Source organism: Prosthecobacter vanneervenii, assembly GCF_014203095.1.
Taxonomy (GTDB): domain Bacteria; phylum Verrucomicrobiota; class Verrucomicrobiia; order Verrucomicrobiales; family Verrucomicrobiaceae; genus Prosthecobacter; species Prosthecobacter vanneervenii.
The window spans coordinates 1-15,117 of sequence record NZ_JACHIG010000013.1 but is presented as its reverse complement, the minus strand read 5'-3'; the positions used below and the strand labels follow the sequence as shown (position 1 = coordinate 15,117).

At 60.8% G+C, this 15,117-nt stretch carries 13 protein-coding genes; 4 read left to right on the top strand and 9 right to left on the bottom strand.

The window, feature by feature from the left end:
- Position 1: 1 nt before the first annotated feature.
- Positions 2–586, top strand: coding sequence for a GNAT family N-acetyltransferase (locus HNQ65_RS22710; RefSeq protein ID WP_184343379.1), 585 nt, complete (start codon positions 2–4; stop codon positions 584–586).
- A 269-nt stretch (positions 587–855) separates the two neighbouring features.
- Here the strand turns inward: HNQ65_RS22710 and HNQ65_RS22705 are convergent, their stop codons facing one another.
- The 7 genes from HNQ65_RS22705 to purM all read right to left on the bottom strand — a co-directional run bounded on the left by HNQ65_RS22705 (position 856) and on the right by purM (position 9,672).
- Positions 856–3,162 (bottom strand): alpha/beta hydrolase family protein, encoded by a 2,307-nt coding sequence (locus HNQ65_RS22705; RefSeq protein ID WP_184343377.1) that lies wholly within the window; start codon positions 3,160–3,162, stop codon positions 856–858.
- 149 nt (positions 3,163–3,311) lie between these two features.
- Entirely contained in the window at positions 3,312–4,259 is a 948-nt protein-coding gene (locus tag HNQ65_RS22700) for an ROK family protein (RefSeq protein ID WP_184343376.1), read from the bottom strand.
- Positions 4,256–5,179, bottom strand: coding sequence for a methylenetetrahydrofolate reductase [NAD(P)H] (gene metF, locus HNQ65_RS22695; protein WP_184343374.1), 924 nt, complete (start codon positions 5,177–5,179; stop codon positions 4,256–4,258). The genes HNQ65_RS22700 and metF overlap by 4 nt, the downstream gene beginning before the upstream one ends.
- A gap of 23 nt (positions 5,180–5,202) precedes the next feature.
- A complete protein-coding gene (gene lysA / locus HNQ65_RS22690) occupies positions 5,203–6,495 on the bottom strand; it encodes a diaminopimelate decarboxylase (protein ID WP_184343372.1) in 1,293 nt (430 codons plus the stop codon).
- A gap of 52 nt (positions 6,496–6,547) precedes the next feature.
- Complete coding sequence (locus HNQ65_RS22685) at positions 6,548–7,813, bottom strand: hypothetical protein (protein WP_184343370.1); 1,266 nt, start codon at positions 7,811–7,813, stop codon at positions 6,548–6,550.
- Between the two features lie 144 nt (positions 7,814–7,957).
- On the bottom strand, positions 7,958–8,638 hold the full coding sequence (locus HNQ65_RS22680) for an SGNH/GDSL hydrolase family protein (RefSeq protein ID WP_184343367.1): 681 nt from the start codon (positions 8,636–8,638) through the stop codon (positions 7,958–7,960).
- 32 nt (positions 8,639–8,670) lie between these two features.
- The gene (purM, locus tag HNQ65_RS22675; protein WP_184343365.1) at positions 8,671–9,672 is read right to left on the bottom strand and encodes a phosphoribosylformylglycinamidine cyclo-ligase; all 1,002 of its coding nucleotides are present in this window, start codon (positions 9,670–9,672) and stop codon (positions 8,671–8,673) included.
- A gap of 168 nt (positions 9,673–9,840) precedes the next feature.
- Between purM and HNQ65_RS22670 the strand changes: the two genes are divergently transcribed.
- Together HNQ65_RS22670 and HNQ65_RS22665 are read left to right on the top strand one after the other, a co-directional pair.
- On the top strand, positions 9,841–11,217 hold the full coding sequence (locus HNQ65_RS22670) for a DUF1501 domain-containing protein (RefSeq protein ID WP_184343363.1): 1,377 nt from the start codon (positions 9,841–9,843) through the stop codon (positions 11,215–11,217).
- Positions 11,218–11,267: 50 nt separating this feature from the next.
- The gene (locus HNQ65_RS22665) at positions 11,268–11,972 is read left to right on the top strand and encodes a 3-keto-disaccharide hydrolase (protein ID WP_184343361.1); all 705 of its coding nucleotides are present in this window, start codon (positions 11,268–11,270) and stop codon (positions 11,970–11,972) included.
- A 1-nt stretch (position 11,973) separates the two neighbouring features.
- Here HNQ65_RS22665 and HNQ65_RS22660 read toward each other — a convergent pair whose 3' ends face one another.
- On the bottom strand, positions 11,974–13,314 hold the full coding sequence (locus tag HNQ65_RS22660) for a hypothetical protein (protein WP_184343359.1): 1,341 nt from the start codon (positions 13,312–13,314) through the stop codon (positions 11,974–11,976).
- A 110-nt stretch (positions 13,315–13,424) separates the two neighbouring features.
- Here HNQ65_RS22660 and HNQ65_RS22655 point away from each other — a divergent pair, with 110 nt between their 5' ends.
- Positions 13,425–14,405 carry a hypothetical protein gene (locus tag HNQ65_RS22655; RefSeq protein ID WP_184343357.1) on the top strand — a complete coding sequence of 327 codons (981 nt, stop codon included), beginning with the start codon at positions 13,425–13,427 and terminating at the stop codon, positions 14,403–14,405.
- A gap of 19 nt (positions 14,406–14,424) precedes the next feature.
- On the opposite strand, the gene HNQ65_RS22650 is transcribed toward HNQ65_RS22655, so the two are convergent.
- Entirely contained in the window at positions 14,425–15,021 is a 597-nt protein-coding gene (locus HNQ65_RS22650; RefSeq protein WP_184343355.1) for a hypothetical protein, read from the bottom strand.
- Positions 15,022–15,117 lie beyond the last annotated feature (96 nt).

The following is a 15,117-nucleotide window of genomic DNA, read 5'->3' as shown; positions in this document are numbered from 1 at the left end:
CATGCTTCGTCTGCAAAACTTCCACGGCGCCGAACTGGCTCCGCACATTGATGCTCTGGGTGCGCTGCGCATCGCGGTTTTTCATGAGTATCCGTATCTTTACATCGGCAATCTGGAAAATGAGCGGGATTACCTGGGCACGTATGTGAGATCAGCGGGCAGCCTCGTGGTGCTGGTGTTTGATGGGGAAAAGGTGGTGGGTGCCACCACGTGCCTGCCGATGCCAGATGAGGGTCCGGAATTCAAAGCCCCGTTTGTTGAGGGTGGCTATGACATCTCCACAATCTGTTATTTCGGCGAATCGATCCTGCTGCCGGAATATCGCGGCCAAGGCATCGGCAAGGAGTTCTTTGTGCGTCGTGAGGCGCATGCCAGAGCGCTGGGTCTGAAGCTCAGCACCTTCTGCGCCGTGGACCGCCCGGAGACGCACCCGCTGCGTCCGCAGGGATATCGACCGCTGGATGAATTCTGGCGCAGCCAGGGGTACGTGCGGCATCCAGAGTTGCAGGCCACGTTTGTATGGAAGGAAATCGGGGAAGATGAGGAGTCTCCGAAGACGCTGACGTATTGGACGAAGAAGCTGTAGCCAGACGGGAGCGAGCGCTGGATTCTGCGCATTCGAAGGGTGGCTTGGAACGCAGCGAGCTTGCGAGCCGCACAGAGGACTGTGCGGACCACTATGGGGGCGTTAGACCAGTCCTCGAAAAGCCTGTCACCTTGCCCGAGCGGCGGAGCGGCCCCATTGGCTGCGTTGGTCGCTTGCCTGTTATTTTTAAATAGCAGGCGGCGCTCCCGCCTTGCCACTGGGACCGCTGCGCTCGCCGGTTCAATCGGACATTCTTTTCGAGAACAGGTCTAGCGCTTGGGCCAGTTGAGCTGTTTGTGCAGGAACTCGAAGGTGCCCTGGCCGTTGATGGTATGGCCGCCGTTGAAGAACTCGATCTCGGTGCGGTCCTCCTGGCCAAACTGGGCGTAGAGCCAGCGTGTCTTGGCGTACTCGTAGGCCACCCAGGGGTCGATGGAGACGCCGTCGTGGTGACCGCGCTCGACCATGAAGGGTCGGGGGAACATCAGGTAGGTGAGCTCGGCGTAGCTGAAGGTGCTGCCCATGTTGAAGTAGGGCATCTCCCACTCGTCGGTGAACATGAAGCTGTGCTTGTCCTCGGTGGTGGCCACCTTGCGGGTCCAGTCGTTGAAATCGCCGGAGCAGATGGAAAGACAGTAGCCGTCCAGCAGCGGAGGAATACGGACGGCAGATTCTCCGCCGTAGCTCAGACCGTAGAAACCGACGCGTTTTTCATCCACCTGCGGCAGCGAGGCGAGCCAGTTCAGCCACTGCTCGTGATGCCGCAACATGACGGAGAACATGGAGGCTTTCACAGTATTGCCCTTGCGGGAGAGGGTGCGGTATTGATCCTCAACCTTGTAGAGATTGTGCGGCGCGAGGGTGATGAAGCCGCGTTCCGCCAGATGCGCAGCAAAGTCATGGTAAGCAGGTTTGTCTCCCTCGATGACATCTGACGGCACGCCATTGCGGCCATGCTGGCAGACGACGACGGGGCGCTTCTCTCCGGGCTGCAGATCTTTGGGAAGCAGGAGCACGCCCCAGGCGAAGCCTTCGCCGCCGACATCCAGCACGACCTCGTAACCTGTCCACTTGGGCTTGTCGTAGATCTTGCGCGTGCGGGGCTTGGGGGTGGGCAGCGGTGAGTCGATGCGACCAATGACGTCATCCCAGAAAGTTTTGCGGAACTCTTTGGAAGCTGTGATGAATTTGTCCGGCTTTTTGTCGGCAAACTGGGCGTAGGTCCAGGCTTCGTTGCGGAACTCGGGCATGATCTTGTAGAGATAGAACTCATTGCGGACCTGGTCGGAGCCGCGAAGAAGACGCTGCACATGGGCCTCAAGCTCCTTCATCTGCGCGAGCTGGCGCACGGCGGGCAGATAAGTCTGGCGCAGGTTTTGCGGCAGTTCCTTGGAGAGGGCCATGTTTGCGTCGGTCTTAAGGAGTTTGGCCAGGGCGTTGGCGGCAGCGGCATCGCTGCGCACAAGCGAACGACGCTGCAGGCTGGCGGGCACGAGGGAGTCGATGCGCAGGTATTCCTCCTCAACTTCGTCGAATTCAGGCGTGCTGAGCCTGCCTGGTGCGGCCTGGCTTTTCTTGCCCTTGGGCTCGGGAGGGCCGTCCACATCCGGCTCATCCGTGTAATGAATGACGAGGCCGCGAGGAGCGATGAGAGAGGCGATCTCAGCGTCGCCGAACTCGGCGAGCAGGCCCCAGACATTGCGGTAGAGAGGTTCGCGCCAGGTACGCTGGCGGGATTTGAAGTAACCGCTGACCAATGCGGCGTCGATGCGGGTATCCACCGCAGCCGCATACATGGCGATGAGGCCGCCCTCGCCATAACCGGCCACGCCAATCTGGTCGTGACGGTGAATGTTCACCCAGTCCACAAGCGCGAGCACCTTCTGCACTTCGTAACCGATGATGTGGCGGCCCATCATATAGGCCTGGCGATGAATCCACTCACGATGCGGCATGTTCGTCATGAGGATGGCCGGATTGCCGGAGCCAGCGTCGCTGCGGTTGATCAAAACGGGCACGATGACGGCGAAGCCGTTTTCCACAAAGCGGCGGGCGATCTGGGCCTCTGCGGGCACGCCGCCAGCAAGACCGGCGATCTGCTCGGGCGTCTGATCTGCATCCGGGATGGCGATGATGTAACCACGAGGCTTGCCCTTGGGCTCCAGCAGCAGGCCTTCGCCAGAAACCTGCTCCAGCACCGGCCAGCGCACCTGATAGACGCGGTAGGTCTTGGTCTTGCCGACGAGGGCAAGATTGGTCTCGTCGCCGTAGCGTTCCAGCGCCACGGGAACGCGCTTGTCCTTGAGACCGATGATGTGCCGGAAGTGCTCGCGGTTTTCACGGATGGACTCGACGTAAGCTTGCGGGGAAGAGACGTTGCGATGCCAGTGCTTTGCACGGGTTTTCACCGAATCGGTGATGAGCTGATCCATGTCTTCCAACGCCGCCGCATGCATCTGCTCGGAGATGTCCCCGTCTTTGATCAGCGGCTGGGTGTCCGGCAGTGTTTCCGACTGCTGGGCCAGAGTAGGCAAAGCCATTACCAGCAAAGCGGCTGAAAGGAGCGGCAGTTTCATGGGAATAAATCAACTCTGGTCGCGAGCGTCTTGCAAGCAACACAGAAATCCATACGCCGCCGACAACACGGCAGGTTTGCCGCCTAATCAAACAGGGTCAGAATGCCCCAAGAAGGCAAGCAGAGCTCGCCTGCAAGACAGCGCTCAGATCAAACACCGACAGGAGCGGCTGCGCCGTTGTTGTGACGGTCCAGCTCGTACTTGCCAAGCGCGAGAGCGCCGAGCAGTCCGGAGCGGGCACCGAGGCCGGGGGAGACGATGAAGTCATCGATGCCGCGATCAAGCTCCGGCACTCGGAGGTAGCCGTTGTTGAGCTTGGTGAGACGGCCACGCACGAGCGGAAGAATGTGCTCCTGGCTCATGACACCGCCGCCGAGGATGATGCGTTTGGGACAGAGGCTGAGGGTAAGATTCATGAGCGCATGCGCCATGACGTCCGCCACCTCCTCCCAGGCGGGGTGGTCCGGGGGCAGGGAGTCGGCTTTGACACCCCAGCGTGAGGCCAGTGAAGTGCCGCTGATGTAGCCTTCGACGCAGCTCTTGTGAAAAGGGCAGTGGCAGGCGTGCTGGATGGCGGAGGAATTTTGAGGAGGGGGAACCAGCAGATGGCCGATCTCCGGATGGAGCAGTCCGTGGAGGAGCTGACCATTCATCAACACGCCGCCGCCGACGCCGGTGCCGACCGTGATATAAACGAGGGGATCCATCCCCTGCCCTGCGCCCCAGAGGTACTCTCCGAGAACGGCGGCATTCACGTCGGTGTCCCAGGCAATTGGCACGTGGTAGCGGTCGTGCAGCATGGGCACGACATTGGTGAACTGCCAGCCGGGCTTGGGCGTGGAGGTGATGTAGCCGTAGGTCTCGCTGTTTCTGTCCAAGTCGATGGGGCCGAAGGAACCGATGCCGATGGCGGCAATGGGGCCGTGCTTGGACTTGGCCATGGAGAGAAAGCGCGTGACGCCCGCCATAGTTTCCTCCGGGGTGGTGGTGGCGATGCGGGTGACATCACGAATGTCGTGAGGGCCGGTGCCTACGGCGCAGACGAACTTGGTGCCGCCGGCCTCGATGGCGGCAATGAGAGGAAGTTCTTCGCTCATGAATGCGGCCGCACGGCGGCGGAGTCACGGATGCCGAGACTGGAGTAGATCTCGCGCGTGGCGTGCGATTTGTTGAGAGTGTAGAAATGGATGCCATCCACGCCGTGATCGAGGAGATCGCGGCACTGCTCGGTGGCATAGTGGATCCCGACTTTCTGCACGGCGGCCTCGTCATTGCCACAGCGCTGGATGGCGCGGAGGAGCTTGGCGGGGTAGCGGGCACCGGCGGCCAGCTCGGCCATGCGGCGCATGCCGGAGGCACTGGTGATGGGCATGATGCCAGCGATGATGGGGATATTGATCCCGGCCAGGTGGCAGCGCTCGCGGAAGTCGTAGAAGTCGTGGTTGTCGAAAAAGAGCTGGGTGCAGATGTAGTCCGCACCGGCATCCACCTTGGCCTTGAGGTAGTCCATCTCCAGGACGCGATTAGGCGTGGCAGGATGGCCTTCTGGGAAGCCCGCCACACCGATGCCGAAGCCGCGCTTGTCCGGATGTGCGCCGCTGTCGTTGAACTTCTTGATGAAGGCGACGAGGTCGGCGGCGTGCTGGAAGGCATCCTTGGAGCGGTCGTAACCGGCAAGGTTTTTGGGCGGATCGCCACCGAGGGCGAGGATGTTGCTGACGCCGGCCTGGGCGTAGCGCTCCAGGATGGCGGCGATGTCGGCCTCGCTATGGCAGACGCAGGTGAGATGCGGCACGGCATCGAGGCTGGTGGTGGTGTTGATACGCACCACCAGATCGTGGGTGAGCTCGCGGGTGGAACCGCCTGCGCCGTAGGTAACGCTGACAAAGGAGGGCTTGAAGGCCTCCAACTCGCCGATGGTCTGATAAAGCGCCTCAAAAGCCTCGGCGGTCTTCGGCGGGAAGAACTCAAACGAGAGGGTGGGGCGCTGGGACTGAAGAATATCGGCGATGTGCATGGAGGTCTAGAATTCCCTATTAATCAAGCCAGGTGCTCGCCTTTGAGGACGTCTTCGAGGGTCTGGCGCTCGCGGACGACGGTGGCCTTGTCTCCATCCACGAGGATTTCGGCAGGCATGGGGCGGGTGTTGTAGTTGGAGGCCATGGTGAAGCCGTAGGCTCCAGCGCTGAGAACGGCAAGGTATTCGCCCGCTTTGACGAGCGGGATTTCGCGATTCTGCGCCAGGAAGTCGCCAGATTCACAGATGGGGCCGACGACATCGACCTTTTCCACGGTGGCGTCTGCAGGCTGCTTGAGCGGGACGATCTGGTGCCAGCCTTCATAGAGGGTGGGGCGGATGAGGTCGTTCATGCCGGCATCGACGATCTTGAAGACCTTGGCGGCACCGCGCTTTTCATAGAGCACCTTGGTGAGCATGACGCCGGCATTGCCGACCATGAAGCGGCCGGGCTCGCAGAGGATGCGCAGGCCGAGAGGCTCCAGGTGAGGCACCACCGCTTCGGCGTAGGCCTGAACGGTGAGGGGGTGGACTTCGGCGTTTTCCTGCCACCAGGCAGCGTCGCCAGAGTCGAGGCTCTGCTTGTAGTTGATGCCAATGCCGCCGCCGATGCTGAAGAACTCGATGCCGTATTTGGCCTTCACCTCAGTGACGAGGGGGATGACCTTCTGCACGGCCTCGAGGAAGGGAGCCACATTGGTGAGCTGGGAGCCAATGTGCATCTGAAGGCCTTTGATGACCAGATGGGGACAGCTGGCTGCAGCACGGGCGTAAACGTCGAGGATCTGGTCGAAGTCGATGCCGAATTTGTTTTCGCTCTTGCCAGTGGTGATCTTGGCGTGGGTCTTGGCGTCAACGTTGGGATTCACACGGACGGCCACGGGGGCCTTCATGCCGAGTTCTCCGGCGACCTGATTGATGTAGTGCAGCTCGGCCTCGGACTCGGCATTGAAGCAGTAGATGCCCTGCTTGAGGGCGTACTCGATCTCGTCGCGGGTTTTGCCCACGCCTGCGAAGGTGCATTTGGCGGGATCGCCACCGGCCTTGATCACGCGATAGAGCTCGCCTGCGGAGACGATGTCGAAACCGCCGCCGAGCTTGGCGATGGTGCTGAGCACGGCGATGTTGGAATTGGCCTTCACCGCATAGCAGATGAGGTGGTTCAGCTTTGCCAGAGATGCGTCCAGACGGGTGAAATGGCCGGTGATGGTGGCCTTTGAATAGACGTAGAGCGGCGTGCCGTGTTTCTCGGCGAGGGATTGAAGCGGGACGTTTTCGGCAAAAAGCTGGCCTTGGTGGTAGCGGAAACTATGCATAAGCGGGCCGCGTAGATAGGCGGGATTCAGGCCTGCGCAACCCTCCTCAGGTTCATCCGGGGTGCATTTCCACGAGTTTTCTGCCGGAGGAGAGCATGTCCACCAGCCACTGGCGCATGGCCTTGAAGCCGCGAATGAGGGCGCCGTCCATGACCTCCTGGCAACCAAAATGGCGGGCGATCATGTCCTCCAGCCCGCGATAGCGTGGCAGCAGGATGAGAGCGCTGCGGGTGGAAGCCGAGGCGGAGTCCTCCCGGTGGGCCAGCGAAGGATGGAGCAGACCTTTGCAGATGACGCTGGGGCTCTCCGCCAGCAGGGGGATCTGCCGCTCTGGCAGCAGCAGCCACGGATGGTAGCTGAAGACCAGACTGCCTGAGGTATCGTGCTTGAGACGGCCTGCGGTGCGTCCTGGCACGCCCTGTGTGCGACGGGCGAGGAAGCCACGGACGCCGACTTTGAGATCGGCCGGCTCAGCGCGTCTGCCGAGCAGGAAGTCGGATCCCATCAGGGTGCCGAACCAGGTGAGGCGGAATGACCAGCCTGCGACGAGAAAGCCGATGAAGATCAGCAGCAGGGACACAGCGGCCCCGGCGTAGGGATGAATGAAGGTGGCACCTGCCACGAGGGCCATGAGGCCGAGTTTGATGAGCTTGAGCCCGGCATCGACGATGCCAAAGGGGGAGAGGGCGATGAGCACATTGATGGCATGTGCGCTAAGCCAGACCACCGCAAAGGCCACGAGGGAGACGGGAATGGTGATCCAGGGGGTGTGCACGGTGAGATCGACCCAACTGGCAAGAGGGATGACGGCGAGACCTGAGTCTGCGAGGCCGCTCACAGCCTGGGGCTGAGCTTGATTGAAGTGGGCCATGGCGAGGGCGACGAGCGGCACAAAACCGGCGCTGGCGACGAGGGCGCTGAGCTTGTTTTCAAAGAGCTCGGCGAAATCGAGCGGCTTTTTGACGAGCGGCGGTGCGGCGGCCCCGAGAAAGTCCTTCAAGAAGCAGACGGCGAGCAGCGCCAAACCTGTGCCCCATACACCGGGGTGGCAGTACCAAGGAAGACGATGACGCAGGTGCGGCTCTGTTTTGTAATAGGTCCATGCTCCAACAACGCTGACGCCGGTGAGCGGGCTGATGGCCACGCCGGTGATCTCGGAAATGCCCTGGGACACGCTGACACCGGGGAGGAGCATGGACTCCTTGAGCTGGGTGGCAGGGGTGTTGCTGGTAGATGGATCCGCTGCGTGGAGCGGCGCAAGGCTCACCAAAGCGATGAGCGCCATGACGAAGACTCGGTGCAGTGGCGGGGTATTCATGGCGAGCGCGCAGGTTAGAGCACGGTCAAGATGCACATGAATCTCGCAGAGGCATGGCACAATCGGAGGCGGTCTTTGTAACGAGCTCAAGGACGCTCGAAAGCGCCGGAGGACCGCGCACTCCAGGACGCTGGCGCGGCAGCGTTACTTGCCGAGCGCCTTGGTGATTTCTGCGGCGACCTGCTTGGCGAGGTAGTCGCTGCCGGCGGCGGTGTAGTGCACGTCGCGGGGATTCTGCATAGTGGCGAGCTGGGGCGTGATCCAGGCGTTCAGGTCGTCGATGGCGATGCCATTTTCTGCCATGACACGGGCGGCGATGTCGTTGTATTCCTTCACCTGACCGAACTTGCGGGGCGGATTGAGCTCGCCCTCGGGGATGGGAGTGGTGGTGGCCCAGATGAGCTTTGCGCCCGTGGCTTTCATGGTGGCGACGAGGCTGCGGAGATTGGCCTCATAGGCGGCGGGCTCGACCTGGCGCTTGCCATCGGGCATGTATTTGAGGTCGTGGATGCCCCAGTTGAAGTGGATGACGTCCCATTTGCCGGTGCCGAGCCATTTGGCGATGCTGGCGACGCCGTTTTTGGTGGGGCCGCCATTCGTGGGAATGCGATGGACGTTGGCTTTGCCCTCCAGGAGCTTGCGCACAGGCAAGGTGTAGCCCATGGAGATGGAGTCTCCGATGAGGAGGACGCGCGGCAATCCTGCAACATCCTGGATGGGTGCCAGGGATGGATTGGGCGGCGGCTTGGGCTTGGGTGGCTGCTGCGCGGTGGCGCTGAGAAGGCCGATGAAAAGAAAGGAAAGAGCAGGAAGGAGGCGGTGCATGCCTCCTTTCACTGCTCAAATCAGCCAATCTTTCAGACGATCTCGACGCGGACTTCGGCGCTGGTGTCCATCTCGCCAATGATTTTGGCGTTCTGGCCGCAGGCGAGGGCTTTGTCGGCATCTGCCGGGGAGACGATGGCGACCCAGCCGAGGCCCATGTTGAAGGTGTCGATGGCGTCTTTTGGGTCGGCGTGGCGGAGAACCTTCTGGACGACGTCGTTCTGCCAGAAGGGGATGCGGAGATTGGCACCGAGGCCACGCTTGAGGAACATGCGGCCGAGGTTTTCCGGCAGACCACCACCGGTGATGTGGGCCATGGCCCGGGGGCGGATGCCTGCGGCTTTGAGAGCGGCGGGCTGCTCATGATAGAGCAGCGTGGGCAGGAGCAGCGTGCGCATTTCGTCTTCGCTGAACTGAAGCTTTTCCTTCTCAATGATGCGGCGGACAAGGCTGAAGCCGTTGGCGTGGAACCCCGCGCTGGGCCAGCCGATGAGCACATCGCCAGCGGCGATGGTGCCGGGATCGAGCAGGTCTTCCTTTTCGCAGGCGCCGATGGCGAAGCCGCTGAGCTCGACCATGCCCTCGGGCACCATGCCGGGCATCTCGGCGGTCTCACCGCCAGCGAGGATGCAATTGCAGGCCTCCAGGTATTCGGTCATGCCAGCGATGATGCGGGTGATCTGCGTCTTCTGGATCTTGGGGATGCCCACGTAGTCGAGGAACATGATGGGGTCCGCGCCGGTGGTGAGCACGTCATTCACGTTCATAGCGACGAGGTCTTTGCCGGCGGCTTCGAGCTGGTCGTGCTTGAGCAGGAGCTCGATCTTGGTGCCGACACCGTCACAGCCGGTGAGAATGATGGGGTGCTTGTAGGCGCTGAGGTCGTAGGCGGCGGCGAACAGGCCGAAGGGATTTGCCAGCTTCCGCTTCTGCTGGGTGCGCTTCACCAGCACGCCGATGTCATCGACCAGCGATGCTGCTTCGTGAATATCGACGCCGGCTTGTTTGTAGGTATGTGCGGAGGAACTGCTCATGGGAAAATGGTGGCCGGTTGCCTAGCCCGAAAGCCGGGGCGGCTCAAACGGAAACTTGGCTGGAGGGGCGGAGGGGGGCCGCCCCTGCCCTGCGGGATCGATTTGGGCGGCCTAAGCAAGGCCGCCCATCTAGCAGCGTAGGTTATCAGGGTTCCCGCCCATACGCGTATGAAAACCAGCCGTTCCACCCCCACGAGCATTTCACAGGCTTTCAGTCCGGCCGGCGGCGATTTGCTGCGCATCGGCTCGACCCGGCGCGGCTTTTTGCAGACGGGACTCGCGGGGCTGGCGGGCATTTCACTGCCAGCGCTCTTCCAGCAGAAGGCCCTGGCCGCGGCCACGGGACAGGCGACGCGAAAGACCAATGTGGTGCTTTTCTGGCTCTCCGGCGGGCCGAGCCACATCGACATGTGGGACCCAAAACCTGAAGCACCGAGCGAAATTCGCGGGCCATTCGGGCATATCCGCACCAAAGTTCCGGGCATTCATGTGTGCGAACATCTGCCGCTGACGGCAAAAATCATGGACCGGCTGACGCTGGTGCGTTCGGTGGACTGCAGTGCGAGCGATCACACGCCGATCACCATGCAGGCGTGCAATCCCCTGGCTCGGCGCACCAATGATGGCCGTGACGGCGGGGGCTATCCGTCCATGGGGTCAATCGCCGCAAAGTTTCGCGGAGCCAATGCACCGGGCATTCCGGGATATGTGGCGCTGGCGGATTCGCTGCCCGCCGACATCTGGGGGGCTGGCCACATGGGCAATGCCTTCAACCCTGTGAGCGGCAAGGATTTGTCGGGCAGGCTCAAACTGGTGGAAGGTCTCAGCATCGAACGGCTCGGCAGCCGTCGTGATCTAGCTGAGCAAATGGACCAGTGGAAACGCGGCATTGGTGCGAATGAGTCCGTCGCATCGGCTGACCACTTTACGCAGCAGGCTTATGAAGTGCTAATGGAAGGAAGCGCCCAGCGTGCGCTGAATCTGGAGGAAGAATCTGCTGCGATGCGAGACAGATACGGACGCGACAGCCTCGGGGAAAAAGCGCTGCTCGCCCGCAGGCTCATTGAGGCGGGGTCAACGTTTGTCACCGTCAGCGGCGCCTGGGGCTACTTTGATCATCATGGCGATGAAGTGAAGTGGGGAGGCATCAAAAAAGGCCTCACTCCGCTGCTGCCCAGCGTGGATCGCACGCTACACGCGATTGTCACGGATCTCGAAGACCGCGGGCTGCTGGACAGCACCCTGATCCTCATGATGGGCGAATTTGGGCGCAGTCCGGTGATCAACAAGAATGCAGGACGCGACCACTGGCCGCGTGTGATGTCGATGGTAATGGCAGGAGGCGGGCTGCGCCATGGACAGGTGATCGGCAGCACGGACAAGCATGGTGGAGAAATCGAAACCCGCCGTGTCGCCCCCGGAGACCTGGCCGCGACGGTCTTTCACCATCTGGGGATCGCGCAAAATACGAACTGGATTGATCCACAGGGCCGGCCGAGACCCATCGTGGCCGAAGGTGGCAGGGTGATGACAGAGCTGTTGTGAGATGCTTCAGAATCGCAACCATTGCTCTGCAGGTTCGTAAGACTACTGCCATGAAACACCTTATCCTCCAACTTCTCCTGGGTACCAGCCTGATCGCGGAAGACGTACCGCTATGGCGCGAACTCTTTAACGGGAAGGACCTGAGCGGCTGGGTGGATGTGAATACGAGCCCGGAGACTTGGAGCGTGAAAGATGGGATGCTGGTGTGCAAAGGGCTGCCGATCGGCGTGATGCGCAGCGAAAAGCAGTATGAGAATTTTATTTTGCACATCGAATGGATGCACATGGAGGCGGGAGGGAATTCCGGCGTGTTTGTCTGGAGCGAAGGAACAGCGGCACCGGGCAAAGAACTGCCGAAAGGAATGGAGGTACAGATGTTGGAGCTGGAATGGCCGAAGCTGCACCCCGGAAAGGACGGGCAGCCGAACCACCCGGGCTATGTGTCTGGCGAACTCTTTGGTGCGAACGGGCTGGAGGGCGTACCGGACAATCCGCGCGGGAAGCGCAGCATGTCGTGGGAGATGCGCTGCAAGGGCAAGGGCGAATGGAACACGTATGACGTGGTGTGCGTGGACGGGACGGTGAAGCTGTCGATCAACGGAAAGTTTGTGAACGGCATCAGCCAGTCAACAGTGCGCAAAGGGTATCTGTGCCTGGAGTCGGAAGGAGCGGAGATTCATTTTCGCAACATCCGAATCTTGGAACTGCCGGGCGGCAGAGTGACGCCGGAGCAGACGGCTCCGGTGGTGAAATAGGCTATTTCGTCTGCTGCATCAGCTCTCCGACTTTGCTGGAGATCAAGTCCTCCACTGTCTCGGTGTAAGGCGCGCGGTGGCCGTATTCGAACATGCCGGTGATGCCCTCGTAGCCGCCCTCCCTGAGGACGCGGTGGCTGGGGACGTAGCTGGTGAGGTCGTTGTTGTAGCCGCAGACCCAAGTGGTGTTCCAGCCGTAAGCGGCTTTGAATTTGAGGGAGTAGTCCACCACGGTCTCGCCAGTGAGGGCGATGAACTGGAAGCCGGAGCCGAAGCGCCAGACCTGGATGGGATATGGCACGCGGTCCGGCGGTGAGCCGAGGGTTTCATACTGGCGGATGAAGTGCTCGAACTCGCGCCTGGGCATGCCGGTGAGGTTGGGGAGGCGCTGTTTGAGTTCATCGAGCGGAATGCCGGGCTGGAGCTGAAGCTCTGTCCGGCCCATGGCGGCGTGGATGGGGCCGGTGAGAGGAGTCATCTTGCCAGTGAGCACCTGGCGCACGGCCTCGGCGAGAATGCTGCCATACATGCGGGCGAGTTCGGTGGCCTCCATGTCCCTGCCGCGAATGCGAGGGAGCGGATTGGCATCGCCGCCGCAGTTTTGTACAAACAGGGCGATAGAACCGGGGAATGATTTTTCCAACTCAAGCTGAGCGAAGCCTGCGTAGTCGCCATTGATGCTGAGGCCGCCGAGAGCGGTGGTGTGGCAGGAGTAGCCGAAGAGGATGGCTTTGAGATCGTTGCCAGATTTCACGGTGATGACGGGCACGTCCTGATCGACCTGCCCACCTAAGGCGCGGCTCTCAGGACCGCGTGAGCGGCGGCGGTTCACGGCGACACCGGCAAGGCCCTGATCAAAGGCGAGCTCTGCGGGTGCGAGGTTGGCGATGGCGGCGCCGATGACCTCTGCATACTTCGCATAAACAAGGGCGGTGTAGCGGTCCTTCACCATCGCTTCTTCTGGCGTGAGCTCGTAATAGAGCCAGAGCACATCCTCGGTGATGGGGCAGGAGTGATTATGAGAGGCGTTGAGGATCAGGCGCTCGCGCGGAATGCCGTGTTTTTCGAGCGCTGCCTTGGCGATGATGGCGACCATTTTGTCGCTCAGGCCGACGAGGTCGGCGGTGACGAGGACGGATGTCGCTCCAGAGTCATCTTTAAGCGCGAGGGCCTTCAGCCATATGGAATGCTCCACGCGCTGGGACATGCGTGTCTTGCCACCATAGCCAGCGAGAGGGACAGGTTCTGTGGGCGTGATGTCGGCTTTCGCTGCACCGGCCTGCCAGGCAGCTGAAAGATGAAGAGGAAGCAGGAGGAGAAGTGCGAGGCAGAGGCATTTCATGTGTTAGGATACGCAGTTAAGGTGGTGAAATTAACTGTCTTCCAGCAGCACCCAGGGATGCTCCCGAGCCCACACTTTGACATCGTGAGACCTTCGTCCACTCTCAGTGCATGGTCATTCCATACTACTGGGCGGAATCGCGCCTGCAGCATAAGACACCCTTGCGCCAAATCACCGTACGCCGGTGGGGATGGTCTGACATCAGCCAGGAAGATGCCCAGCAACTAGCGGACCAGCGTGTGCAGGAGGCGATGACTTGCATCGAGTCGGGAGAGAAGCTGCGGAGACGAGAGCCAAAAGAAGCCTATGACAGCGCAGATGGCGTACCCATACGTGAAGAAGTGGTGTCGCGGCACGAAAATGTGGTAATCACGCGCAACAGCTATGGGGCTCTGTGTTTGAACACCCCTGATGTTTTCTTTGCCGATGTTGACGCATCCCCGAAAGGAATGCTGCACATGAGCATGCGCGGATGTCTGGCAATGATCGTTACCAGCGTAGTAACCGGCATTTTGACAAAGTCGGCGATGGCGGGATTCAGCCTGGCCATCGGACTGCCCTGGCTGGTCTCATCGGTCATGAAGCAGATCAACAAGCGAAGGCTGCCCAAAGCGGAGGCACAGGCCAAAAAGGAGGCAATGACTGCCATTCAGGCTTTTTCCTCCGTCCATCCAGCATGGCATCTGCGAGTGTATGAAACCCCTGCCGGATACCGCCTGCTGGCCATACATGATCTTTTTGACCCAGCGGGAGAGACAGCCAGAAAAGCGCTGGAAGCACTGAATGCCGACAAGAGGTTCGCCCGGCTGTGTGCGGTGCAGGGTTGCTTCCGCGCACGTGTGAGCCCGAAGTACTGGCGAATGAAATACAAGGTGCCTCTGAGCCTGCCCAAATCCAAATGGCCCTTCCCTGCAGAACATGTGCATCTACGAAAGCAATGGATTGAGGCCTATGACCAGCATGCGCCCCGATTTGCCTCGTGCCGGTTTATCACAGCTCTTGGAAGCAGCGTTGTCAGCGCTGAAGCAGATGCAGTGCGGGTCGTGCATGATGCGTATTGCAGAGCGCAATCAGATCTACCACTGGCGTAGCGACCTCCGAATTTTCGTCTCACGGAGGCATGATTTTGAATGCTTCGTACATGAAGAAGGCGAGCCCGGCGTAGCCGGGATGCGGAGTGTAGGCATCGTCCACAGCTTTGAGGGCTGACATCATCTGTGCTTCGGTCATTCCGTAGAAGCCTTCCATCATGGGGCCGATATTGGCCATCTTGGCACCGACGAAGACTTTGGCCTTGGTGGTGTCTGCGTAGGCGATGGTTTTGGCGACGAGGGAGACGATGCCGTTTTTTCCTTCGGCGGTGTCGCGGTAGCTCATGATGGCGACGTGATCGACGCAGTCGAGCAAGTGCTTGGCGGCGTCTTTGGCAGCGCCCTGGAAGGTGACGGGGTAGGCGGGCTTTCCTTCGGGCGTGGTTTTGTCGAGCCAGAAGACGATGTCCACGCCGTAGATCAAACCGGGCTCCGCTGAGTGAGCCCGGGAAACGGCTTTGTGATTGACCTCCACAAACTGGGTGAGGAGATCGCACTTTTGAGCGAGGTCGGCTTTCTTCCACTGGGGCAGGCCGTGGGGCTCGATGTCGAGATGCACGCCGTCAAAGTGCGCGTCCGAAGGTCCTTCGCGATTGAAGGCGAGGATGCCCTCCATGCTAGGTCGTGTTTGAAAACCTGTCGATTGGCAAATTGGGTGCATCGAGGCAAGAAGACATGTCGATGAAAACCCAACGCTTTGCATGGTGGGAGC